Below are 25,107 nucleotides of genomic sequence, written 5' to 3'. Positions count from 1 at the left end.
CTTTAAACCCAGTAATCACTGAATCTTAAAGGTGCGTGTTTTTTCAATTTCTACCTCTAATAAAAACTCACTAGTTCAGTCATTGCAAACTCTAGTTAAAACCCCTATTGATGGGACAAATGGAAATCAACGATGCGCCCTTTTTTCAAAATATTCTTCGCTGTGGCTGCGTCAAAGCAACTAACTTCTTCCGCCCCTGAATAACTGCAGATAAAACTGTCCCAGTTTGGGCTACTTGCCGTACCTGAGTACGACACTCCACCAGCTTTAGGAACTACTGGACTGGTGCCAATATAACCATAGCTGCTGCTATTCTGCATTTTCAACCACAGAGTTAAACCTGAAGGCAGGCAATCTGTTTCACCGTCATTAGGCGCTGTCCATTTATAATCACCTCGAACCACAGGCTCCCCCATAAAAGCACTAATATCATAGGCCAGCGTCATTGATTCAATTTTACAACTACCCACCTGAAGGTTTTGCTTAGTAATCGTACCTTCACAGTCACATTCAACCTCCTTGCTTTCGCTAATGTTTAAATTAGCTAAAACTTTGCTGCCATTAGTTTCTTTCGGCTGAATTTTAGGTAGGTTAGGTGGTACAGAAACAAGGCTAGCAGAGTCTACCTCCTCTTCAGACGACGTACTTTGTGTTAACAACACTTGTTGTCGTTCAACCAAACGAGTTCGTCGCTCTTGCTCAGTGAATAAGCGCGCATCCGAAATTTTCTGGGCACGTTGCTGCTGCTCCTTCATCATTTCTTGACGTTGCTGAAGATATACTAATCGCTGCTGTTCTTGTTGAACCTGACGCTCAGCTACCAACCGCTGCTGCAACTCTTGTTCAAGCTTTTGCTGGGCCTGAATATGAGCAATCTGTTGCTGTAATTGTTCATTCTGATTATTCATCTGAACACGAGTTTGTGCTAACTCTCGCAAAGCTGGGTCTTTAATTTCATAAGTTCCTTCCATAAGACTTTGGTTCATCTGTGCTAATTGCGAACCGTGACCATCTTCAACCCAGATATCATTGACTGCAGCCCCCATTACATCAATTGTATTTTCGATAGGTATATCTGCTCCAACCGCTATACCGGCAATCGCAACGGTGGAGAATATTTGCCCAAACAAATTACCACCACTGGAGCTGGACTGTGCTCTATAACTATAGGTTCGCCCCCCATATTGCTGTATATACGCTGTGGTTTTGGAGAACTCTTGACGCTTAGCAATATCCAGTGCCGTTTCATCATCCTTATCAACAATATTAGGATCAGCTCCTCCTTGTAAAAGAAGTTTAACCGTGTCGTAATAACCAAGATAAGCAGCGTAATGTAAAGGGTAATCACCTTTATATGTTGGAATGTTTGGATCTGCTCCTGCCGCCAACAACATTTTAATAACATCATCATTTGATTTATTAGCTTTGGCCGTAAGGTAAAGCGCTGTCGAACCGTCATGACTACGAACATTAACATCAGCGCCAGCGGCTAACAGTTGCTTAACAACATCAGAGTGATTTTTCTCTGCAGCAGTAGCTAAAGCGGTCCATCCAGAGTTATCATTTTTCGTATCCAGATCTACACCCGCAGCTATCATGCTTTTGATGACATCAACATGACCTCCGTAACTGGCTAGATAAAATGGCGTGTAACCTATTCCCCCCTCTGATTTGCATCAGCACCTGCAGCCAATAAAATATCCACAACTTTCGTATACCCGTTTTGAGCCGCTATATGAAGTGCCGTTCTAAGTTCGTCTCGGTTTTTTACATTCACTTCAGCACCAAAGGCTAACAACAAAGCCACTTGTTCTGCATTACCCTTGCTAGCCGCCCAATATAAAGCAGTTTGATCATTACTACCTTTCTCATTCGGGTCCGCCCCAAGCAGCAATAGTTTTTCAGAGACTTTCAAATTCTCATTATCAGTAACGGTCATATGAAGAGGAGGAAACATCCCCCCCGTGCCACTTACTTCAGCACCTGCAAGCGCTAACCATTCAATCATTTTAAGTTTTTTATCAGAAAATTCTTCCGCTGTAATTTGTGACATGCTGGAAGGGAACCCATCCAGATCTTCTGGAAAAGACAGAGGAACATCATTAACCCGCACCAACCCATCAACAGCAAAGAAAAGCGCATTGAGATTTTTCAAACGATCACCTTCGCTTAACAAGGTCGCATCAGCCCCCTCGGCTAACAGAAGCTTAACCATATCCGTATTCTTAGCCCTAGCTGCCATCATTAAAGGTGTGTAGCTTTCAGCACGAAGGTTGACATCAGCACCATTAGCCAAAAGCATTTCAGCCAGTTTTAACTTAAAACCTTCAACAGATATATGAAACGGTGTTTTTCCATTTTTGTCAGGGATATTAGGGTCAGCACCTTCACGCAAGAGTAAAGCAACCGCATCAACGCTATCTCCATCCACTGCGGCTCGTAACGCAGTCTTCTTATATTTCAGGTTTAATGCGTCTGGATCAGCACCGGCCTCCAACAAACGCTGTAATACAGCTATATGACCAGAGAGGGCTGCATAATAAAGACTTGTAGCACCGTCCCAGTCTTTAGCATCAACCTCTCGACCTTCGGCTAAATATTGCTCAACAGCTAGATCATCACCATTAGATGCCGCTTTAGTCAATTGCGAAGCCGTTCCAATACAACCCGACAACATGAACAATGGAACAACCATAGCAAGAAACCACAGCGCTGCTTTCTTGGACATAGACACACCTCAACCTTTGATTTTTACTGTGTAGTGAAAAATGATATTTAGGCGCGTTTCCCTACTACTTAAGATGTCTATTGAGGTTACTCTAAATAATCAGTTCAACTATTTATAAGACACATTCAAAAAATCAAAAGTGGAATAAACGAGCGTAGGTTATCTCTTCTTTTTATAAAAAAGTACGACTTGTATTTTTAAAAATCTCAGCATGGAGAATTCTTAACCATAAATATTAGGACTGTTTTTCATTTTTCGCCAATATATACAGAAAAAATATGAAAGAAATTCAAGTAAAACATGCACTTCCCAGCAAGATTAGAAATAAATTGTTTGCGTCTATAGTTTTAGAAGGAAATACAAAATGGATTCATTCTGAGTTTAATTCCTTTAAAAATATTAAATTTGGTGAATATGATGTTTTAAGATAAATGGGCTTCTAATTTACATGAATGAAAACATCAAGCATTTTGCTCTAATAAAACTTGCCGTTCTAAAGGCACAACCTATGAGGAACAATGATGTGAAATCAAAGGATAGCGTTGAGTAAATGGCTTTGGACTTATCTATTATTGAGCATCAAATAAAAAAGGACGCATAAGCGCCCTTCAATAACTATTAACTACAACGATCTACTCGCTAGCGCGATAGGCGTAGGTGGCGTTCAGTCGATATTGAATCCACTCTCCGCCGAGTATTGGTTCATACTTGGCTGGATTTTCTGGCGTAGCACAGGTCGGTACGCATTCCACTTTGGTTTCATAGTCTGGCTCAACAAAAAATGGGAAAGAATAACGATGTACGTCTGTCGTTGATGCACGTACCCGATGAGCCGTAGACACGTATTCGTCGTTCGTCCAATGTTGCATTAAGTCACCAATGTTGACGACAATAGCATTTTCAATTGGTGTCGCATCCACCCATTCGTTGTTACGGTTTTTCACTTGTAAGCCACCAATCTGATCTTGCAGTAATAAAGTGACACAACCATAGTCTGTGTGTGCGCCTGCACCGTTATCATGCTCTACATTTGGACGTGGCGGATAATGGATCATACGCAATACTGTTACATGATTAGTAAAGCCGCTGGTAAAAAAATCATCTTCTAATGATAAGGCTTGAGCCATAGCCGTTAATAGTTTCTGTGCAACAGAAAACGCCTCCACATAATACTCTTGTAAAACTTCAACGGTTTTAGGATCACTTGGATTTTGGTTCGGACCGTACATCTTTGGATATTTAACGGCCAGAGGATGATTCGATGGAAACTCAAGTGCCATATCGAAGGTTTCTTTCCAGTCAGCATGCCCATTTTCATCAAGCTGCTCTTCACCTATGTTGCCATAACCACGGTGATTGACACTGTTTCTAATATCAATGGCATTTTTCACATCTTGAGGCTGTGCAAAGAAACGTTTTGCTTCACGCATTAAAGCGTTCATCAAAGACACTGGAATACTGGTATTCACAAGATAAAAGAAACCAATTTCGCGACACGCTTTATCTAGCATGTGAATTTCTTGTTGGCGAATAGAATCAGTTTCGTGGGTTAACTTTGTAAAATCTATTAAAGGAATAGACACTTTTCTCTCCTAATTGAGTTTATGTTCGTGAAGAAATTTTCACTAATCGCGTGTGTTTTGGATTAAAACGCTTTAACCCGATTTCACAAAAATCAACAAAGATCATTTGTTTGCTACCTTGCTCTTGTCGTACGACAACACCTTGACCAAATTGATCATGACGTACTTTATCACCTGGTTTTAGTTGGTTGGTATTTTCTACTTTCTGTTTAAAAGCCAACTTAGGTGAAGGTGTTGTCGCTGCTAAATAACGCTGAAAAACAGCACCTCTAGCTGTATCAATAGACGTCACTTCGACGCCTGTACTACTTTGCAAATCAAGACGCCAAGCCTCACAAATTCGACGTACCGCATAAGGCTGAGCCTCAAACACAAATCGAGAGAGTGACAAACTTTTAAACCCTTGACTAGGAATGTCACCTTGCTTCAAATAGTTATATTCGTCTGGTGTTGGCGTTTCTAGTAAAACAAGCTTCTTTTTCGCTCGCGTAATTGCCACATAAAACAAGCGTCGCTCTGACGCTAAATCACTGGCAGCTTGTTTATCAATCGCACTTAAGTCTTCATCATAATAAGGGAAACGCCCTTCTTGTAAGCCTGTTAATAAGACCTGATCAAACTCCAACCCTTTTGACTTATGTATCGTCATTAGATGAACCCCGTGACTCACATCCGCCTGACGTTCATTCAGTTTGGCAAGTTGCTCTAGAATCGATTGAGCATCACCGCCAACACCTCGAACATAGGCCATAAAGGCATCACATGTAGCGATTTTTTCTTGTGTCTGAATATCTTTATTACTTGTACTTTCGAAGTAACGGTAAATCCCTAATTTTTCTAAAGTATGAGCTAAACCCTGCGCAGGATCAGTACGGTACATCCCCAAACTACGTAACCAATCAGCACGCTCATATAATTTTTTTGCTCGCCAACCATCCGATGAATCTGCCAATGTTTCAATGATCTGTGGCAACAAGTGTGGTGATTGCTTAGCCTGTTGAATTAATGTCTTACGTTGCGTCATTGATCCACCAAGGCTGGGAATCATCAACAAATATTCAATGTCATCTGGGTGAAAAAAGGATTTAGCGTTTTCCAGTCCACCAGCCATAACCGCCAAATACGCCATCAACATACGAATCTGTCGATTTTCTAATAAAGGCGAATCACCGTGTAATTGATAAGGCACACCTTTGTGCATCAACGCCAATTGTACTGGTACCATATCACTATATAAACGAACTAAAACGGCCGTATCGTTTAGTGCTCGACCTTCATCAACCCAAGCCTTCAACTCTCCTAATAAAGCCTTCCCTGTTTTAGGTGCTCAGCGCAAAAGACACTTTCGTCTGCTCGCCAGCGCCAATTACTAAGGCATCTGCATCGTTTTCACTGATCACGCTTGATGCCATCAAACCAACAGAGTGACCGAAGCGAAAACTCGTACTCAATGGATAAGTTGCAACTTGAGAAAAATCTTCATCAAATTGTGTCGCCATGATGTCAGGGCTTGCGCCTCGCCATTCATAAATACACTGCTGTACATCGCCAACAATCATCCATTGGCACGGCATAGGATAAAGCGACTTCAAAAGCTCATACTGACAAGGATTAATGTCTTGAAACTCATCAATCAGCAGATAACGAAAATCCGGTACCAAGCCTCGAATTTGCATTCTTTCTGGTTCTGCAAGCTCATTAATCAAATCATGAGGGTCGCTTAATAAATCGGCAAAAAAACGACAGTTATTACGCTTTCGAAGTGTTTCTAACTCATCAAATAACGCAGGGAAAAATTGTCGTTCTTTAGACCAACCTAACGCATCGAAAACCACTTTAGCTGGTTTGTCAGACGCTTTTACCTGATCAATAAATAATAAAACGTCTTCCAACCAATCTTTTTCATCTTGCAGCGCGACTTTCTCACCTTTTCGCACTAAGCGCTGTAAAGCTTCACGGAGCATTTTTACTAAACTGAAATCATCCGTTATCAATTTCGCAGGCACTAACCAACCTTGCTGTTCTAATCGCCTACAAAACTTCATACCAAACGCATGAAACGTCATCACGCTAGGCGAACGAAAATGTCCTTTTGCCTTTAACTGCTGACTTAAACGCTCGGTGAATTCCTCCTGAGCGCTTTTGTTAAACATGAAAACACCAATGTGAGAAGGGTCAACACCTTGCGCCAACAGATACTCAATCCGAGAAATCAGTGTAGTGGTTTTACCCGCCCCCGCCACGGCGATGACTTTGGCTGGCGTAACAAGGTCATGATTAACAACCAGTGCTTGCTCATTGGTTAACAAAGCATGGTTTCCTTTTCCATGTGGCTCTGTTTGAGTCTGTGTTTCATCGTGCGTTCGCATCAAAATAATAGAGCCTAGTCTTCAAATAAGTGGCCGCTTTCACGAAAAGCAAGATGCTCTTTGCCTGCGATTTTAGCAATAGATTCACCACACACGACTAAACGTCGCTGTACCCTAGCAAAAAACACGCCATTGGTACGGGCTATTAAAGGGTAACGAGAGGTGTCTACATCATCGTCCATTAAATTAACCACTTCGCCAATTAATTCACCGACTTCAACATCTTCACCTATCGCTTTGTGATAACAAACAATGCCGGCACAAGGTGCTTTTACTAAGTCCATGGCGTCTAATGGAAAATATTCTACTTGGCTGTCATCAATAATAGGTAAATCACCACCTACTACACCACGCAGCACCAAATAAGAAAATAGAGCTTGTGCATCTTGTTGAGCAAACTCATTAGAAATGTCATTCTCGCCGCGCAGCTCAACCGTCAAAGAACGACTTCCCCAGGGAATGAGATCTGTGTATTGGGCTTTTAAATCTCGCCAGACACTGACATTGGTTTCATCAAAAGAAAACGCACCCGTCTCCTCTTCAGACAAACCAACTCTTGCACCAAGCAATGCTAGTAGAGGTTTAAAGTGGGATTCAAACTCTTGTGCCACATAGGCGTGCATACCCGCCTCACCAGAACAGTGCAGATCAATAATTTCGTCCGCGTCCATAGACAAGGCTAACAAGGTTTTTTTCATGCCTTGTAGTTCCGTCGTTTCCGGTAACAAAGTTAATTCATTCTGAATCGCTTTACGAATAAGCAGTAAATTCTCGACGCTATCATCTGTGATATCGTCTTTAATCCGTTTCTCAACTTTCGCCCCTAGTTGAGGCCAATTACGGTTGAAATTTCCTCCACCATCAGAAAAAGCAAAACGCCCTGGTATATAACCATGAAAATTTTGCGCTAAACCTATAGGGTTCGCAACAGGAACGATGACAACTTCGCCTTGAATCAGGTTTGCGTCATCAGCTTCCTTTAGTAATTTAATAAGCGTGTTTAACACTAAAAAACCAGGCCATTCATCCGCATGAAGTCCGGCTTGAAAATAAACTTTAGGACGAGCACCGGCTTCACCAAAGTGATGAGCTTTTAAGATACGTTGAGTACCAGGCGTGGCGCTAGGCAATACGTGAGAATAAATTTGGTAAGACATAACACCTCATGTTTTGGGTTAAACTACTCGCCTTATTTGAGTGTGCGACATGGTACGCTAAATTCGAAAGTTAATAAAAAACTTCTCAGTAATAAAAACTTTGTAATAAATTGAACCTTATCAACGTCTAAGGTTCATAACTTAATATTTTTAGGAGAAACGAATGAGAAAGTCGTTCGCAGCCGTATCTATCACAGCAGCATTAGTGTTAGGCAGCCTACCCGCTCAAGCCTCTTGGCAAGACACATTACAAGAAGCTAAAGGTCAAACTGTTTACTTCAATGCATGGGGCGGTGCTGACAATATCAACGACTACATTCAATGGGCTGCAAATCGTATTAAAGATGAATATGATGTCACTCTTAAACAGGTTAAATTAACAGACACATCTGACGCTGTTAATCGCGTACTTGCTGAAAAAGCCGCAGGCAAAAACAATAATGGTTCAATTGATTTGATTTGGCTTAATGGCGAAAACTTTCGAGCAATGAAAGACAATCAATTATTGTCTAGACCTTTTAGCCAATCTTTACCTAACTACAAAAAATACATTGATGAAAACGCTCGTCAAAGCTTAACACTCGATTTTGGTACACCAGTAGAAGGCATGGAATCCCCTTGGGGCATGGCTCAAGTTATCTTCATGTATGATACTGTCACCTTAGACACACCACCAAAGTCCATGAATGAATTGCTAGCTTACGCAAAAGCCAACCCTGGTCGAATCACTTACCCTGAGCCACCACAATTTCTCAGTTCTACTTTTTTGAAACAGGCTTTGTACGAATTAACACCACATCGCAAAGCACTTTCTCAACCTGTAGACAGTGTCGATTTTGATAAAATAACTGCGCCTTTATGGGCTTATCTTGATCAACTTCATACTGTTGCATGGCGTAACGGTCAAAACTTCCCTTCTAGTGCAGAAGAAATGATGCGCCTATTAGACGACCAAGAAATTGATATCGCTCTTAGCTTCGATATTTCTGCGGCGTCAGTTCAGATTGACAAAGGCAACCTACCAGACACGGTTCGCTCTTATGTGTTTGATCAAGGTACAATTGGTAACACTCACTTCCTCGCCATTCCTTATAACAGTGGCGCCAAAGCTGGTGCGCAAGTTGTAGCAAACTTCATGCTGTCTCCTGAAGCTCAGGTTCGTAAGCAAGAACCGACTGTTTGGGGCGATTTAAGTGTGTTGTCTTATGACAAATTATCCACTGACGAACAAGCTCAGTTTGATAACTTACCTCGTGGCATTGCAACATTAAGTATTGAAGAACTGGGAAAAACACTGCCTGAACCACATAGCAGTTGGGTTGATGCATTGGAAACAGAGTGGCGTCAGCGCTACGCTCAATAGCGATTAAACACCTGTCAAAGCCGTGATTGGCCAGCGCAATTAACTAGGTAGACAATCACGGCATAAGTATTTTTTATCAGAACCGTTTCTGTATACCTGTTGATTCGCTAAAAAATTAAGAAGTAAAATGCCACTAAAACACACACAATGGATTACAGCCTTAATCGCTGCTCTGCTCACATTACCGGTTATCATTGGTTTGATTGGCACCTTGCTTCCTGCGTTTCAATTTTTCCCACCACTTGGCGAATACCAATTTTCTATCACGCCTTGGCAAAATATTTTTGCTCAAGGGGAGTTTTACTCCAGCTTAAAACTTACTCTGATTACAGGTATTGGCGGCCCATTACTGTCACTCTGGTTGGCATTATCTTTATTAGCTTGGGGTTATGAGCGACCTTTCTTTCGTAAAATAGAAGCCTTGCTGTCACCCATCCTTGCGGTTCCTCATGCAGCGATTGCGATTGGCTTGTTATTTTTATTAAGTCCATCAGGTTGGTTAGTTCGTATATTTAGCCCTTGGTTAACCGGTTTTGATCGACCGCCAAATTGGATCACAGTACAAGACCCTTATGGCTTTTCTCTTATTTTTGCTTTGATTATCAAAGAAATGCCCTACTTACTGTTTGTGATGCTGGCAGCAATGAAAAGCATCAAGGCAAGAGAAAACATTCAAGCCTGCCAAGCACTTGGTTACAGCCGATTCACTTTATGGCGAAAAGTCTTAATACCTCAGCTTTACCCAATTATCCGTTTACCGATTTTTATCGTGGTTGCTTTTAGCCTTACGGTTGTAGACTTGGCTTTGGTGATCGGACCAAACACCCCTTCAACCTTAGCGGTAACCTTATACCGCTGGTTCAATGATCCAGATTTATCCATGCGTTTTATGGCAAGCGCAGGAGCCACGTTTTTAATGGTGACCATTGTTCTTGTATTAGGTGGATGGGAAATCGCTCATAGAGCATTCAGCTCCTTCACACGCTGCGAACGAAGTGATGGTAAACGCAAAGGAATCACCGATATTTTATTGGGTGCTGGTGTTGTATTTGGTTTAATTACACTAATCAGTGCTTTTGCGGCCTTGGTTTTATTGCCTATTTGGTCCCTAGCGAAACGTTGGCGCTTCCCTGACGCTTTGCCATCAACATGGACATGGGACAACATTGAACGTGCTACACCATTATTGATAGAACTAACATCCAATACCTTATTGATTGCTTTCTCGGCTACCTTGATCGCCTGTGCGGCTAGTTTATTTATGCTAGAAACTAAGCGCCAAAGTATGGTCAAATCAAATAAAGTATCCCAACAACATACTTTTGATTGGCTGATTTATGTTCCTATCTTACTTCCACAAATTGGCTTTTTATTTGGGTTGCATGTTTTACTCATTTATCTAAATCTAAACGGCAGTATTTGCGCCATCATCGCACTCCATCTTATGTATGTACTGCCTTATGTTTATCTAACATTGAAAGGCCCTTACTTGGCGTACAATGAAAACTATTTATTGCAAGCCAATCGATTAAACAACCGTCCTTGGCGTCATTATTTTGTTATTAAAATAGCCATGCTAAAACCCGCGCTGTTTACTGCTTTCGCTATGGGATTTTCGGTTAGTATCGCCCAGTATTTGCCCACACTTATCGCCGGTGAAGGTCGACACAGCACACTAACAACAGAAGCCATTGCACAAGCCGCATCGGGCGATAGAAAACAAGTTGGCAGTATGGCTTTATTACAGGCTTTCTTTCCTGTCATTGTATTTTGGTTAGCTCAAATCATTCCAACTCGTTGGACAAAATGGCGACTTGCCATGAAGAACTTTTTCAAAAAGGATAAATTGTGCTCAGCGTAAAAAGTTTTACTCTGTCATCTACCGACAAAACACTCATTAAAGACCTAAGCTTTGATATTGCTGACGGCCAAGTTTTATCCATTATGGGCCCGAGCGGTATTGGTAAGTCGAGCTTATTGCATTTTCTAAGTGGCACTCTGTCTCATTCCCTAACGGCGACAGGTGAAGCCTTCCTTAATAATGAGCCACTTCATACCAAGCCGACAGAAGCGCGTAAAGTGGGATTGCTACAACAAATGCCCCTGCTGTTTCCTCACATGAGTATCATTGAAAATCTACTCTTCGCCATTCCCGCTGATGTGACAAAAGAAACACGCCGTAAGCTGATTCGAAACGCCTTAGAGAAACTAGGCATGTCAGACAAAGCCAACGCCCTACCTAAAGAGCTGTCTGGTGGTCAGCAAGCCCGTGTTGCCCTGCTTCGCACCTTACTGGCTAAACCCGATTACCTTTTACTGGATGAGCCTTTTAGTAAACTTGATCCAGCCCTTAGACGTGATGTACGAGCTTTTGTGCTTGAAGAAATCCGTCAGGCTAACATTCCAGCTCTGCTCGTAACACACGATTCAGAAGACGCAAAAGCCATGGCAGGAAAATGTTTAGAAATTGATGGGACAGAATAAAGCAAACTTACCATTGATCATAAGTGGAAAAACGTTTTAGCATTAAAAATAGGGTTAATACTAAAACAAGCAAGGAGCCATGTTCATGCCTGAATTAACCACTGAGTTTGCAATCGCAGAGACCTACCTAAAACAAATGCTAGAGGCCGATGATTCTGGAGATTATGATTTGTATATTAAACATTTTGAATCAAAAGATCTGATTGGTTTCACCAAAGAACGATTCGACCGTGATGTTAAGCAGATGCATGAAAGAAATGGCCTAAATGTCGGCTATGAATATTTTGGCTCGTTAAAGGCGCCACGAGAAGACAGCACAAGTGCGAACGGTCACTACGAGGGCTTCAGATTTATCTGGAAAGGTATTTACGAAAAACGTGAAGCCCTAATCGTAATTGGCATTCATAAAAAAGATGGCATTTGGTATTTAAACAATGCATCGGTTCATTAAGATAAACCACCCCTTAAACATGGATTCAGAGACAATACTTAAAGCGACACTTTAGTTCTCTGATCTATTTTATAAATGGCTTTTTTTACATCATCTACATGCGTCAGGTTAATAATATGACTGGCTCCTTCCAACATAATAACTTCTACCTTCGATGATTTAAAAATTTCAGGCGCTTTGGTCGCACTACCAGGGCGAACCAAGGTGTCATCTGTTCCTTGCAGAATCGTGATAGGCATAGTAATAGCAGCAAACTGGGCTTGTAGATTCTCTAAGCTTGGACGAATAGCCAACACTTCATTATTAGAGTTCATCCACATATTGGGGAGTAAAAAATCCGGCACCCAATCTAGCACATAATTAAACCATCGGGCTTCAGACAGTACAGGATCTAGATCTCCAGCTAAGACAACCACAGCTTTTACATAATTTGGATAATCTACCGCTAACTTAGGGACTAACGAACCACCAAGGGAATGCCCAATCAGGATTATTTTTTGTTGATTATTTGCCTGCCAGATTTCTTCTAAGATAGGCTCAATCAAACGGGACTGATCGTTAAGCGAAACAGGAAATTCACCGTCAGAATAGCTAGATTCACCCCAACCTGGTCGGTCAATTGAATGCATGTGAAAGTCTTTTCTAAGAGCCGAATCCTCAAAGTATCGAGCAAAGGTTCCCCAGCTTCCCGGTGTACCATGCACAAACATAAGACTGGTTTTTTGTTCATCTAGATTTATGTTTGTATTTTTATTGTCTAAATCTGTTTGCTCAAAAGATAAAGGCTGACTGGCAACATAATGAAGCTGGTAATTGTCTTTTTTGATAATGTGAGTCGTAACCAAGCTAGGCGCATTCATCACACGCTCAGTAATAATTTGATTGTTGTCAATTTCATTATTTTTATCCAATTCGCTATCGACAGAACAAGCACTTATAACAAAGACAGCAAAGGCAAGAACGCCTATACGGTAACAGCTAGGTTTAAACGTCATGGAAGTGTTTACTCATTAGATTAAGATCACAAAACAGCGATATGTTTATTAGACGTTAAAGAACTTCAAAAATTACAGTTCACCCTAAAAACGATTCATCTTAAAAACAGCGAACCATTGGCTAATGGCCCACTACTCTTTGAACCAAAAGTTCATATTCAGAAAGCAACACGTCAGATTGATATTGATTCACTGGTGGAGCAGGCGTTTTATTTTCAATCAGTTTTTGAATGAGATCTACGGCGTATTTGGCTTCTTGCTTTGGATTACTCATGTCACTTTGATATAAATATTCATCACCAAATAATTCTGGATAAACTTGGCGATTCGGTAAAACAGGAACACAACCCAGAGCCACAGCTTCTAATACAGCAAGACCTTGAAATTCGTGTAATGCAGTAGATAACACAAGATCTGATGAGCCAAGAAACGCTAAATAATCCGCCCTACTTTCAGCAAAACCAAATTGCCGAATACGGTGAAAAAACTGCATTTTTATCTGCTCAAATTCTCTTGGAATCGAACGAAATTGTTCACCAAGAATGGCAATTTCGTACTCTATCGAACGAGCTTCTAATTCTTCTAAAATAGCTAATAATCGATCCGGCCCTTTGTCGAATTCCCAACGTGCCGACCACACCAGTCTAACCTTGTCATTAGCGGGTTCTTCATTATTGGTTTTTGGCTCAATTACTTCCAATGGAACTGACAATATTTGGGATTTTTCCTCTGTACTGATGAGCCAATCTGGCGATACGTAATCAGGCAGTTTCTTTAATAGCGCCCGAGCACCATCAAAAAAAGAATCTTTATTAAATTGACTGTTGAAGACACATAAATCTGCTGCCAAAGCACTGTATAAGGTGACCATTTGCATTTCAATCAAGCCTTGTTGCTTATCACTGGCTGGATAAGCAAACTGGTTTTCATGGAAATACAGCAACCAAGGAATATTTTGTAAATCAGGACAAAACGCTTTTAAGCCAACACAGTCAGTCATGGATGTCGCAATCACAAGATCATACGGTTTTTCTAAGGCCGCTTTGAATTTAGGATCAAAAGCAAAACTCATCGCATTGCCACGTATTCGCCAGGCAAAATGACGCGCGGGCAAAGACAAATATTCCCAACGGTGCTGACTCAAACCATTCATTAAGGTGTTCGCCCATGCTCTGTGACTGCTTGCTTCATAGGCACTAATTAATAAAATTCGCACAGTTTGCTCTCTTAATTTTTTTATTCATTATTTGTCACTGCCGCATGGGTCGAATATCATGATTGAAAATTACGAATTATTAAGGTATTTCATGATTATTCAACAACACGACGAAGATATTAACACGCCAACAGGCACCATGCGCTGCACTGTTTATCGCCCTCAAGCTGAAGGTCGTTTTCCTTGCCTCTTCTTTTATTCTGAAATATTCCAACAAACGGCCCCTATTGCTCGTTCTGCCGCGATGATGGCGGGCCATGGTTTTGTGGTTATCGTCCCTGAAGTCTTTCATGAGTTGAACCCAATCGGCACCGTATTAGGTTATGACGATGAAGGAAAAGACAAAGGCAACGCGGATAAATTCACCAAGAAACTTGAAGCCCATGACACTGATACCATAGCGATGATTCAGCATTTCGAAAAAGCAGACTATTGCACAGGCCAATTTGGCTCTATGGGGGTTTGTTTAGGCGGACATTTGGCTTATCGTGCAGCGTTGAACCCTCGTATTCAAGGTGCCTTTTGCTTGTACGCAACAGACATTCATTCAAACACGATTCCTTGTAACGAAGGTAATGACTCTTTCACTCGTACAAAAGAGATTCAAGGGGAAGTTGTGATGGTGTGGGGGAAACAAGATCCGCACGTTTCAACCCAAGGTCGTCAGAAAATCTACCAACAATTGATCGACACTGACCGTTCATTCACTTGGCATGAATTCAACGGTCAACATGCTTTTATGCGTGATGAAGGTGATCGTTATGATCCAGCACTGGCTCTAGAATGCTACAGTAAAGCCGTTGCCTTCTTTCTGCGCACACTTCATAAAGCATAGTCTCAGTTTTAACTTAATAGGGTGACGCGAGCTTATTGCTCGCCTCGCCACATTGGTGTCATTGCGCATTCGCCAAGCTCACCTGAAATCCACATTTCACTGTCTTGAATGGTGACGTTAAGTTGCATAGAACGGGTACAAATTTTAGCCAATGCTTGTACTTGCGACTCTGGAAACTGCAGCACACGAAGATTATTAAAACGGCTGGTTTTGCCTTTATTCTGATCCCACCAAATATCGGACTTGTCATTGTAGTTAACCACCACCACATTATGAGCTCGACCACAGGCTTTACGTAAACGTTTTTCATCAGGCTGCCCAAGTTCAACCCAAAGTAACACTTCATCAGAATAGTTCTTTTGCCATAGATCTGGCTCATCTTCTGTACTGATTCCTTTTGTGAAACTAAGTTGCTCGCCACCTTCTTTTTCATCGGCTAACAAAGCAAACGCGGCCAAACGCACCATCATGCGCTCTTCTGTTTCGGAAGGATGTAATGCCAAGGTTAATTCATAGCTTTGGTAATGGTTTCGATCCATATCGGATACTTGTACCGATGCTTTGTAAACAGTTGCTTTAGTCACCATGGGAGTCACTTACTACACTTATTAAATTTAAGAAAAGGACAATAAAATTCGCGATAAATTGTACAGTAAAAAACACCAACTATGTGTCTATGGGCAAACTGTTTTTTTAAGACCTTAACAATTTACCGCTACTTAATAATTCAAACGGATATTTTCATATAACTAATTGACATGACGAAGCAATAGAGGAGGAATCAAGGAGCTTAAAAAGCAAACCTTACACAGTAAAAGGCCAAATCGAACCATTCGATCTGACGTAAACAAATAAAGGAGAAGTACCATGACCACATATACGCTGGATCATTACGCTTCTTCGATGACAACTCGATACACCCGAGCATGCTCATCTATTTGTCTGCGCTCAATGCCTGTGTAAACACACTATTGACCGCGGAATTTACGCGGTCTCCTCCCTTAGAAATCTCGTAAGTTCCGCCTTAATGATTATTTTGGAGAAAACTTATGAGTATCATCGCCCTATTTAATGCCGCTAAAGACTATTTTGAAACACGTCGCACTAACCAAGTATTTCGTCATCTTGACGATCACTATTTGAGAGACCTAGGCTTTCACCGCGACAACGGACGCATTCGTCCATTGGCTGGCAGCCAAGAGATGGAAAAGGAGATAAAAGAGAATATTCAGATGCCGCCCAAAGAACAACCGAGCGACGGATAATATCATCGTCATTTTGTAAGGATATAAAGTGACGGTAAATAATCAGGCCTGTAAAGCCGTAGCGCCTTTCTTTGGTAGACAAAGAAAGGCGCTTTTTTATGCTAGTTGCATTTTAAAACAATTGTTTTTTACCGATAAATTTATGAGTAATTAACCTCGGTCAATTTGGCGAACAACACTAGTTACAACTCCGAATACTTCTAGACTAGACGCCTCTTTTGTCATAACTGGTGTGGTAGTAGCAGAATATGCTTTATTCTTAGGACGTAATAAAACATCAGGATTTAATTTCAGTGTTACAACCGACATTCGTCCCTGCTCACGGGCTATGACAGTATCTCCATGGCGGGCGGTTAAAGATCGATCAACCACCAAAACATCGCCAGAAAAAATATCGCCTTTTTCCATTACATCACTTTTAGCACGAACAAAATCACCTTGTGCTCGAACAAAAAAGGTTGCTGATGGATTGTTAATAAACAAGGTATTCAAGTCCAAAGAAGACTGCTCTGAACCTTCGCTAAGGGAAGCAGAATCTGTGACTTGGGAATAAAAAGGCACTCGAACACTATTCGCCGCAATAAATGCAGCAGATTCGGAGGTACCAAGATAAGAAACGCGCATATAAAATCCTTTACTGTATATCTATACAGTATGCTATAAAACGCATTTTTTGACTAGTAACTTTTCGTAAAGAATTTATCAAATACGACAAAAAATAAGCACAAAAATACACATCACGTATTATTGTCTAATATTCAATCACTAAATATCACCCACAAAGAACATCTTTACAGACATGCAAGCACACTAGCGATACTTACTACTGGAAAATCTTTATACAAGGTAAAACAAACCGATCTATTAACAATTTTTATTGTGACTTAATAACAATTTTTATTGTATTTATAACAGTTTTTATTGTTTGTCAGATACATATAAAGTTGTAATTATCGAACTATGACTATTGCTTATCGAGTTAAAGAAAGAAGGATTAAATTAGGCCTAACTCAAGCTGAGCTAGCAAGACGTGTTGGCATCTCGCAACAGTCCTTACAAAAAATTGAAGACGGAAAGACTCAAAACCCAAGGAAGCTTCTAAATCTTTCCAGGACACTTAATTGCGATCCTGAATGGCTACAATTCGGAACAATTTGTACCATCAGAGAAAACGCCTCAGAGTACCTCAATCACACCATACATCAGAATATTATCAACCAGCGCCCCGTCATCAGAGATACTCGAAATATTGACTTAACTGAAGTTTATAAATTACATAAGCAAAAAGAATATCTGGAAGTTTCATCAGGAACATCAAAGGATGCATTTTGGCTCACTGTATCAGGAGACAGTATGATATCTACTTCAGGTATAAGTATTTCTGAAGGCCATTTAATACTTGTTGAACCTCAACAAACCGTAAAAAATGGTGATATGGTTGTCGTACAACTTAAAACAAACAATGAAATCGCCTTCAAAAAGTTAGTCATAGATGTAAATCTCACTTACCTTACTTCTTTAAACCCTAATTACCGCCCCATCGAGATGACATCTGATTTTTCTATTATAGGAAGAGTTAAAGAAGCAAGAGTTCTATTATAGGGTATTTACAAAAGCTCACTTGCGTACTACCTTTAGCCTTTACATAAAAAAATAATACACATAACTAAAATGTTGACAAAATTAACAATTTAAGTTGTATTTATTGTCTACTAATAACCAAAGGACGGAATTATGCTAGTCATTACTCGACGTACAGGAGAGAAAATTAATATTGGGGATGATACGGAAATCACAATATTGGACATTAAAAGTAACCAAGTACGTATAGGTATACAAGCTCCTGAAGGTGTTAGCGTACATCGTGAAGAAATTTACAATCGCATTAAAGCCGAAGCGGCAGAATTAACGTCAAGTTAGTACACCTCTCGGCGAGACTTGCTAATCAAGAGTAGAACCTTTCCCGCCACACTTATGAATAACAATATTTTGATTAATCAAATGAATGCCAATAAGCCGAATTCGCTTTAATTTAGCAAGCTCGGCTTAATCCCTACTTATATATTTACAGAAGCCATATTAGTTATTACTTCTAAGTAAAATATGCCCTCTAGGATATCTCTTATCCAGCTTTTAAAAAGCCTAACCTCTACCAATATCACTCGTTAAAATTTGCAAAAAAAAAACGGATTAACTTTTATGTAGCAAAATCCGGCTTTAATATATAATTTTATTATTCAATATTTACAGGAGTTTCCAAGTAACCTCTTTTCCTGCAAAAAATGGCACAATAGGCTCACCACTTGGTAACCTAATACTTGTTGGCACTTCCCAAGTTTCTCGCACCAAAGTCACCGTTTCTGTATTACGAGGTAAACCGTAGAAATCAGCACCGTAAAGGCTAGCAAACCCCTCTAGCTTGTCTAACGCGCCTAGTTCATCAAAGACTTGCGTGTACAACTCCAAAGCAGACCAAGCACTGTAACAACCAGCACAACCACAGTCGGACTCCTTACGATGCTTAACATGCGGTGCAGAGTCGGTTCCGAGAAAGAACCTCGATGAACCCGACTTAACCACTGCACGTAATGCCTCTTGGTGAGTACTACGCTTCAAAACTGGTAAACAATAATTATGTGGGCGAATACCGCCATCTAACATGTCATTACGGTTTAATAATAAATGTTGTGGTGTGATCGTTGCAGCAACCCCTTCACGAGCAGCTAATACAAAGTCAGCGGCATCCTTTGTTGTAATATGCTCAAACACGATTTTTAAATTTGGAACACGCTCGACAATTTTCACCATATGCTGATCAATAAATTCTTTTTCACGATCAAAAATATCAACATGTTTCTGTGTTACTTCGCCATGGATCAAAAGAAGCATATCGTTATCAGCTAAAGCTTCAAACACAGGATAAAGAGACTCAAGTGAGTTCACGCCTGAATCAGAATTTGTTGTCGCACCAGCTGGATACATTTTGGCAGCAAGCACACCTGCAGCCTTCGCATCGATAATGTTTTGAACACTGGTTTTATCAGTCAGATAAATCGTCATAATAGGGGTAAAAGTACTACCTGTAGGACGTGCTGCTAAAATTCGTTCTTTATAGCTCAATGCTAACTCGGCAGTTGTCACTGGCGGAACCAAGTTAGGCATCACAACAGCGCGCTCAAAACAACGAGCTGTTGCAGGAACCGTCTCAAGCAACATGTCTTGATCACGAAAATGTAAGTGCCAATCATCTGGCTTGATTATAGTAATTTCGTTCATCATTGGCCTTTTTGGTTTAGAGGGGAAAAAGCAAAATCATATTAACAGAATCTAATAAAAAGTAGCAGAGTAAAACAAGCTCCTAGCCTTCCGAAGCCTAAAACACATAGACATAAAAAAACCGAATTTCTGTTAGAAATCCGGCTCTTTTTAGATCAAAAACTAGCAAAGCAGATTAACTGTCTTTACGTGGTGCTCTTGGGCGACGATCGCCGCGATTATTATCTCCACGACCACCAGCAGAACGCTTACGCTCTCCGCCATTTGATGGACGACGATCACCACCAGAAGGACGCTTACGAGTCGAAGGTGCTGCTGCACGCTTATTCAATTCGTCTGCATTTTCTAGTTTAGCGATATCAGTACGCTGCCCACAAATACGTGTTTTACTTAATTTACCCAACACACCTGCTTCCAAGTTAGTTGGTAAATCAACTGTTGCAAAATCTTCATAAATTTCGATATGACCGATGTAACGGCTTTCGATTTCCGCTTCATTTGCAATCGCGCCAACAATATTTCCAGGTTTAACACCTGCACTGTAACCTACTTGGACAACATAACGCGTCATAGACGTGCTTGGATCATCTTTCAAAGGCATAGCTTCAGCAGTTACTGGACGAACTTTACGTTCGCGTGGAGCACGATCTCCACGATCGCCACGAGAGTTTTCACGCTCATCACGACGCTCTCTGCGTTCTTGGCGAACTTCCATCTCAGATAATAATAATGGTGTTTTACCTTGAGCCATATGAGCCAAAGCCGCTGCCATTTTTAATGGATCAACGTCATTATCTTTCTGATAGCTTTGAACAAGCTCTAGGAAGAAATCAAGATCTTCATTATCCATTGCATCTGTAATACTTTGCTTAAAGCGATTAATACGATGAGCATTAATATCTGAAGCAGTTGGAAGCGTCATACTTTCAATTGGCTGACGTGTTGCACGCTCAATCGCTTGCAACATACGACGCTCACGATGAGCAACAAAAAGAATTGCTGTACCTGAACGACCAGCACGACCAGTACGACCAATACGGTGAACATAAGATTCTGTATCATATGGAATATCGTAGTTAACAACGTGACTTACACGCTCTACATCCAAACCACGCGCCACAACGTCAGTCGCTACGAGAATGTCAATTTGACCCTTCTTAATACGATCAACAGTACGTTCACGTAAATTTTGGCTGATGTCACCATTTAAGGCCTCACAAGCATGACCACGAGCAGTTAACTTTTCAGCTAATTCGACTGTTGCCGCTTTAGTACGAACAAAGATAATCATGCCATCATGTTCGTTCATTTCAAGAATACGAGTCAAAGCGTCTAGTTTATGTAGACCACTTACTGGCCAGTACTTCTGAGTAATGGTCATTGCAGTAGAAGTTTTTGTAACGATTTTAACTTCTTTTGGATTATTCAAATGACGGTTAGCCACTTGACGAATCACATTAGGCATTGTCGCAGAGAACAAAGCAATCTGACGAGTTGGAGGAGTTTGCTCTAGGACCCACTCGACGTCGTCGATGAATCCCATACGTAGCATTTCATCAGCTTCATCAAGAACTAATGCCTTAAGGCCGTCTAGCTTTAATGTTTTACGACGAATATGGTCCATAACACGACCAGGTGTACCAACAACAACTTGAACGCCACGCTTTAGCTGACGAAGTTGAGTGTCATATGACATACCGCCGTAAATTGGTAAAACATGGAAGTCTGGAAGATGGCGAGCATAAGATTGAAATGCTTCAGCGACCTGAATAGCAAGTTCACGAGTTGGAGCCAGAACAAGTAATTGTGTCGTTTTATCTGTAATATCAATGCGAGACAACAAAGGAAGCGCGAACGCTCCCGTCTTACCAGTACCCGTTTGCGCTTGTCCCAAAAGGTCACGACCTTCTAATAAATATGGAATACTTTGCGCTTGGATAGCAGATGGTTGCTCGTAACCTAAGTCAGCAACCGCTTTAAGAACAGGGGCGATTAGACCCAACGAATCAAATGTAGGCTGAGTTTCAGCATCGGACATGTAAATTAGTACCTTTTTTTAAATGAGTATAAGGCCTGTAATCATTTACATGCCTTAATAAAATTCCTTAGAATTCTTCGGACGAAAATCCGATGGCGAAGTATAGGCGAAAAAAGAAAAAAAGCCAGACAGATTAAAAATAAGATTGACTATTAAGTTTCAATTCAGAAAGAAATTAGCGTTTTGAATCATCGCTTTCAGAATCAATCATAACGGCTAACCAGTGCATTTTAGGATTCGCCTCAAAAGCCAACTTCATGATGATAGTAAGAGGTATCGAAAGTAACATTCCCACTGGACCAAAGACCCACCCCCATAACAATAAGGAAAGAAATACCACCAAAGTTGAAAGCCCTAGCCCTTTCCCCATATAACGAGGTTCAATCACATTTCCCACAATAAGGTTAACAACTAAAAAACCCAATGCTGTCAAACCTGCAGAAAGCCCACCTAACTGGACAAATGCCAACAATACAGCAGGAACCGCAGCAATTATCGACCCTATGTTCGGTACAAAATTCAATAGAAAAGCACAAACACCCCATAGTATTGGAAAATCAACACCCAACACCCACATCCAACAGGTAATCAAGACTCCAGTTAAAATACTCACCAAGGTTTTTATTACTAGATAACGATTTACTGATTTAATAAAAGATTCAAATCGTCCCAGTGATTGTGAAGCGTCACTGAATGCTAGAGAGAGTTTCTTAGGTAGCTCAACGGCCTCAAACAAAATAAAAATTACTATCATGACAACCAAAATAAGATTCGTTAACGCACTACCAATTCCTCGCAATGCATTAGCCACCATTTGCATTAATGCTGAGGGATCGACATAGCCTTTTATCTGATCGTAAGATATGTGCAAACCAAAGCTATTAATGATTTCTACAAAACCAGACATTTCATCAGCAAAACGCAATTTATAATTTGGTAATTGACTGGAAAAGCTATCTAAAGAAGCTCCCACCAACAAAGCAACAGAGCTCACCCCTATCAATATTAAAAATACCACTAATATAATAGCCAACCAAGTTGGCACTTTACGTCTACGTAAGCTCGACATAGCGGGCGCGCAAATGATGGCAATAAACACAGATAACATAAAAGGAACGACAATTTGAGACGCAGCTTTTAAGCCGGCAATAATAACTATGAACGCTGCAAAGCCAACGAGCCAATGGGTTCCTTTATGCTGTTCATTCATGTCTTTTCCTTATAATGCTATTGGATAAATACTTTGTGCATAATCAGCTAAATCCTGCAACATGACCTGTTTTGCAGCAGGTAAATCTGGGGTTTGAGCAATCTCATTTAATCGGTCAAAATATTGTTCCATATTGATGGAACCACCACCATCCTTTTCAAGTAAACGAACTTGTCGATATTCTTCCCATTCAATGCGCTGCTGCTCGCTTAATTGATCTGGATAATTACGGCCAATATAACGCATCAACATTTCAGGTAAACGACGATCATCAAATGACATGGCCAATTCAGAGAGCGCTTCAATAGGTGTAGAGCGGATCGTTTCCATCCTCATCTTGTCCTCGCGAGAGAAGAAACCACCAAAGTACAACATAAGATCAGGATCTTTTAATATCGGGCGATCTTCTTGCATAAATACGCTACTAAGTTTTTCAGCCAACCCAGTTTGCGCTTTAATAATGGCAAGATTATGACGGCATTTGGCACCATCCAACTCTAGGCGTTTCACTACATCCGCATCTTTAAGAAAAGTTGCGGGCGCTACCGCTGGTGACTTATTGTAATGGATAACTTTCAATGGTAATCGGTCTAAGCCCCCCAATTCGTCTTGCCGAGTAAAAACTCGATGGCGAATCTCCTCCACGCTCAAATCAACTAACGGTTGCGCATCCGCCATTAAGTCGTAAACGATGACACCATTTTTATTTGTCGGATGTGGTGCAATGGGCACAACAAATGCCGAATAATGCTTAGCTTGTCCAAACATCCCTGAAATATGCAAAAAAGGCTTCAAACGAGCCACATCAATAAATTGTTGCAACTCATGTTTTTGACGCATCTTCAAATAATAGCTAAACAATTTTGGTTGTTTACTGCGTATTAATTTGGCAATTTCAATTGTTCCATACACATCAGATAAAGCGTCATGCGCTTGTTCATGAGCGATATTGTTAGCCTTAGTTAAGGCTTCGAGCTTCATTGAAACCTGACCATCTTCACCTTTTGGCCAAACAATACCCTCTGGACGCATAGCGTACGTCATTCGCACAAGATCAATCATATCCCAACGAGAACAGTTGTTTTGCCATTCACGTGCGTACGGATCAATAAAGTTACGATAAAAACCGTGACGCACAACTTCATCATCGAAACGAATGGTGTTGTAACCCAATGCACAGGTGCCAGGTAAAGATAACTCAGCCTCTACGGCTTGCATAAACTCGGCTTCGCACAGCCCTTCTCTATTGGCATCTTGCGGACTAATACCTGTTAATAAACACGCATCAGGCTGAGGTAAAACGTCTTCAGCCAAACGACAATAGAACATAGTAGGTTCGCCGATAGGATTAAAGTCCAAGTCCGTTCTAATACCTGCAAATTGCATAGGACGATCACGCGCGGGGTCCGTTCCGGTTGTTTCAAAGTCAAACCAAAAAAATGAAGTAGGGCCCGATGAAGTCACAAATAATTCCTGTTAGCCATTAAATAAAAAACGTATTATACGCATCTTGGTGTGTATTTGGCGATGAGAGGAGTTTATCTATGCCAATCCCGGTAAATTGTCCCTGCGGAACAGGAACCCCTTATGAGATGTGTTGCGGCATGTATCATAACAACCCTGGCACTGCACCTACTGCTGAAGTATTAATGCGTTCCCGTTATACCGCTTTTGCCATTGGTGACTTTGATTACATTGCAGCGACTCAGAAAATAAAAGACGAGCCAAAGCAGACCGCTGCGGATATTAAAGACAGCAATGAACATACGAAGTGGATCAAACTAGAAATCGACACAGTTGAAGAAGGCCTAGAAAAAGACAAGCAAGGGGTTGTTGCATTTTCAGCCCACTTTAAAGAAGGCAAGCACATTGGCCGCTTAAGTGAGCGCTCTATATTCAAGAAGACCAAAGGACAGTGGTTTTATATTTCAGGTGAGCATGAAGTACAAAAAAACACACCACTGGTTAACTCTGAAGAGATGAAAATAGGACGTAACGATCCATGCTCATGCGGATCTGGCAAAAAATTTAAAAAATGTTGTGCAGTTAATTAACTGCACAACATTTCTTTCCAATGAAAGAAACCACACATCCCCCCCATTTACCACCCTCATTTTTCAACCCTATTAAACCGACT

General features: G+C 40.9%; 24 protein-coding genes. 9 read left to right on the top strand and 15 right to left on the bottom strand.

Features of this window, described 5'->3' with window-relative positions:
- Positions 1-104 precede the first annotated feature (104 nt).
- Entirely contained in the window at positions 105-1,658 is a 1,554-nt protein-coding gene (locus tag AC0L3Y_RS13635) for an ankyrin repeat domain-containing protein (RefSeq protein WP_473470632.1), read from the bottom strand.
- The gene (locus AC0L3Y_RS13630; RefSeq protein WP_473464641.1) at positions 1,655-2,728 is read right to left on the bottom strand and encodes an ankyrin repeat domain-containing protein; all 1,074 of its coding nucleotides are present in this window, start codon (positions 2,726-2,728) and stop codon (positions 1,655-1,657) included. Before AC0L3Y_RS13630 ends, AC0L3Y_RS13635 begins: the two co-directional genes overlap by 4 nt.
- A gap of 278 nt (positions 2,729-3,006) precedes the next feature.
- On the opposite strand from AC0L3Y_RS13630, the gene AC0L3Y_RS13625 reads away from it, so the two are divergent.
- Entirely contained in the window at positions 3,007-3,159 is a 153-nt protein-coding gene (locus AC0L3Y_RS13625) for a hypothetical protein (protein ID WP_473464636.1), read from the top strand.
- A gap of 201 nt (positions 3,160-3,360) precedes the next feature.
- On the opposite strand, the gene AC0L3Y_RS13620 is transcribed toward AC0L3Y_RS13625, so the two are convergent.
- From AC0L3Y_RS13620 to AC0L3Y_RS13605, 4 genes are read right to left on the bottom strand one after another with little or no spacing between them, the layout of a single operon-like run.
- A complete protein-coding gene (locus AC0L3Y_RS13620) occupies positions 3,361-4,311 on the bottom strand; it encodes an isopenicillin N synthase family dioxygenase (RefSeq protein ID WP_473464633.1) in 951 nt (316 codons plus the stop codon).
- A gap of 19 nt (positions 4,312-4,330) precedes the next feature.
- The gene (locus tag AC0L3Y_RS13615) at positions 4,331-5,605 is read right to left on the bottom strand and encodes a 3'-5' exonuclease (protein ID WP_473464630.1); all 1,275 of its coding nucleotides are present in this window, start codon (positions 5,603-5,605) and stop codon (positions 4,331-4,333) included.
- A gap of 25 nt (positions 5,606-5,630) precedes the next feature.
- Positions 5,631-6,680 carry a UvrD-helicase domain-containing protein gene (locus AC0L3Y_RS13610; RefSeq protein WP_473470631.1) on the bottom strand — a complete coding sequence of 350 codons (1,050 nt, stop codon included), beginning with the start codon at positions 6,678-6,680 and terminating at the stop codon, positions 5,631-5,633.
- A 14-nt stretch (positions 6,681-6,694) separates the two neighbouring features.
- Positions 6,695-7,837, bottom strand: coding sequence for a succinylglutamate desuccinylase/aspartoacylase family protein (locus AC0L3Y_RS13605; protein WP_473464625.1), 1,143 nt, complete (start codon positions 7,835-7,837; stop codon positions 6,695-6,697).
- Between the two features lie 163 nt (positions 7,838-8,000).
- On the opposite strand from AC0L3Y_RS13605, the gene AC0L3Y_RS13600 reads away from it, so the two are divergent.
- The 4 genes from AC0L3Y_RS13600 (at position 8,001) to AC0L3Y_RS13585 (ending at position 12,135) form a co-directional block, all read left to right on the top strand.
- Positions 8,001-9,200, top strand: coding sequence for an ABC transporter substrate-binding protein (locus tag AC0L3Y_RS13600; RefSeq protein WP_473464622.1), 1,200 nt, complete (start codon positions 8,001-8,003; stop codon positions 9,198-9,200).
- Positions 9,201-9,327: 127 nt separating this feature from the next.
- Positions 9,328-11,061 carry an ABC transporter permease gene (locus AC0L3Y_RS13595; RefSeq protein ID WP_473464619.1) on the top strand — a complete coding sequence of 578 codons (1,734 nt, stop codon included), beginning with the start codon at positions 9,328-9,330 and terminating at the stop codon, positions 11,059-11,061.
- The gene (locus tag AC0L3Y_RS13590; RefSeq protein WP_473464614.1) at positions 11,049-11,684 is read left to right on the top strand and encodes an ATP-binding cassette domain-containing protein; all 636 of its coding nucleotides are present in this window, start codon (positions 11,049-11,051) and stop codon (positions 11,682-11,684) included. Before AC0L3Y_RS13595 ends, AC0L3Y_RS13590 begins: the two co-directional genes overlap by 13 nt.
- A gap of 85 nt (positions 11,685-11,769) precedes the next feature.
- Positions 11,770-12,135, top strand: coding sequence for a hypothetical protein (locus AC0L3Y_RS13585; protein WP_473464611.1), 366 nt, complete (start codon positions 11,770-11,772; stop codon positions 12,133-12,135).
- Positions 12,136-12,173: 38 nt separating this feature from the next.
- On the opposite strand, the gene AC0L3Y_RS13580 is transcribed toward AC0L3Y_RS13585, so the two are convergent.
- Positions 12,174-13,130: an alpha/beta fold hydrolase gene (locus AC0L3Y_RS13580; protein WP_473464608.1), complete on the bottom strand. Its 957-nt coding sequence runs from the start codon at positions 13,128-13,130 to the stop codon at positions 12,174-12,176.
- 121 nt (positions 13,131-13,251) lie between these two features.
- On the bottom strand, positions 13,252-14,346 hold the full coding sequence (locus tag AC0L3Y_RS13575; RefSeq protein WP_473464605.1) for a tRNA-queuosine alpha-mannosyltransferase domain-containing protein: 1,095 nt from the start codon (positions 14,344-14,346) through the stop codon (positions 13,252-13,254).
- A 58-nt stretch (positions 14,347-14,404) separates the two neighbouring features.
- Between AC0L3Y_RS13575 and AC0L3Y_RS13570 the strand changes: the two genes are divergently transcribed.
- Positions 14,405-15,181 carry a dienelactone hydrolase family protein gene (locus tag AC0L3Y_RS13570; RefSeq protein WP_473464602.1) on the top strand — a complete coding sequence of 259 codons (777 nt, stop codon included), beginning with the start codon at positions 14,405-14,407 and terminating at the stop codon, positions 15,179-15,181.
- A gap of 32 nt (positions 15,182-15,213) precedes the next feature.
- Here the strand turns inward: AC0L3Y_RS13570 and AC0L3Y_RS13565 are convergent, their stop codons facing one another.
- The 3 genes from AC0L3Y_RS13565 to AC0L3Y_RS13555 all read right to left on the bottom strand — a co-directional run bounded on the left by AC0L3Y_RS13565 (position 15,214) and on the right by AC0L3Y_RS13555 (position 17,070).
- On the bottom strand, positions 15,214-15,768 hold the full coding sequence (locus AC0L3Y_RS13565; protein ID WP_473464597.1) for a YaeQ family protein: 555 nt from the start codon (positions 15,766-15,768) through the stop codon (positions 15,214-15,216).
- Positions 15,769-16,285: 517 nt separating this feature from the next.
- Positions 16,286-16,528: a hypothetical protein gene (locus tag AC0L3Y_RS13560; RefSeq protein ID WP_473464593.1), complete on the bottom strand. Its 243-nt coding sequence runs from the start codon at positions 16,526-16,528 to the stop codon at positions 16,286-16,288.
- Positions 16,529-16,596: 68 nt separating this feature from the next.
- Positions 16,597-17,070 carry a S24 family peptidase gene (locus AC0L3Y_RS13555; protein ID WP_473464587.1) on the bottom strand — a complete coding sequence of 158 codons (474 nt, stop codon included), beginning with the start codon at positions 17,068-17,070 and terminating at the stop codon, positions 16,597-16,599.
- A gap of 336 nt (positions 17,071-17,406) precedes the next feature.
- Between AC0L3Y_RS13555 and AC0L3Y_RS13550 the strand changes: the two genes are divergently transcribed.
- Positions 17,407-18,048 carry a helix-turn-helix domain-containing protein gene (locus tag AC0L3Y_RS13550; protein WP_473464582.1) on the top strand — a complete coding sequence of 214 codons (642 nt, stop codon included), beginning with the start codon at positions 17,407-17,409 and terminating at the stop codon, positions 18,046-18,048.
- 132 nt (positions 18,049-18,180) lie between these two features.
- On the top strand, positions 18,181-18,366 hold the full coding sequence (csrA, locus tag AC0L3Y_RS13545; RefSeq protein ID WP_473464578.1) for a carbon storage regulator CsrA: 186 nt from the start codon (positions 18,181-18,183) through the stop codon (positions 18,364-18,366).
- Between the two features lie 324 nt (positions 18,367-18,690).
- Here the strand turns inward: csrA and pyrC are convergent, their stop codons facing one another.
- From pyrC to sbcB, 4 genes are all read right to left on the bottom strand, one after another.
- A complete protein-coding gene (gene pyrC / locus AC0L3Y_RS13540) occupies positions 18,691-19,722 on the bottom strand; it encodes a dihydroorotase (protein ID WP_473470630.1) in 1,032 nt (343 codons plus the stop codon).
- A gap of 175 nt (positions 19,723-19,897) precedes the next feature.
- Entirely contained in the window at positions 19,898-21,760 is a 1,863-nt protein-coding gene (locus AC0L3Y_RS13535; RefSeq protein WP_473464575.1) for a DEAD/DEAH box helicase, read from the bottom strand.
- A 175-nt stretch (positions 21,761-21,935) separates the two neighbouring features.
- On the bottom strand, positions 21,936-22,970 hold the full coding sequence (locus tag AC0L3Y_RS13530) for an AI-2E family transporter (protein WP_473464571.1): 1,035 nt from the start codon (positions 22,968-22,970) through the stop codon (positions 21,936-21,938).
- A 9-nt stretch (positions 22,971-22,979) separates the two neighbouring features.
- On the bottom strand, positions 22,980-24,434 hold the full coding sequence (gene sbcB / locus AC0L3Y_RS13525) for an exodeoxyribonuclease I (RefSeq protein ID WP_473464568.1): 1,455 nt from the start codon (positions 24,432-24,434) through the stop codon (positions 22,980-22,982).
- A gap of 80 nt (positions 24,435-24,514) precedes the next feature.
- Here sbcB and AC0L3Y_RS13520 point away from each other — a divergent pair, with 80 nt between their 5' ends.
- The gene (locus tag AC0L3Y_RS13520; RefSeq protein WP_473464565.1) at positions 24,515-25,024 is read left to right on the top strand and encodes a YchJ family protein; all 510 of its coding nucleotides are present in this window, start codon (positions 24,515-24,517) and stop codon (positions 25,022-25,024) included.
- Positions 25,025-25,107: the final 83 nt, after the last annotated feature.

It is taken from the genome of Marinomonas sp. GJ51-14 (assembly GCF_055808695.1).
The sequence above is the reverse complement of the archived record's forward strand: the minus strand, read 5'-3'. Positions and strand labels throughout refer to the sequence as shown.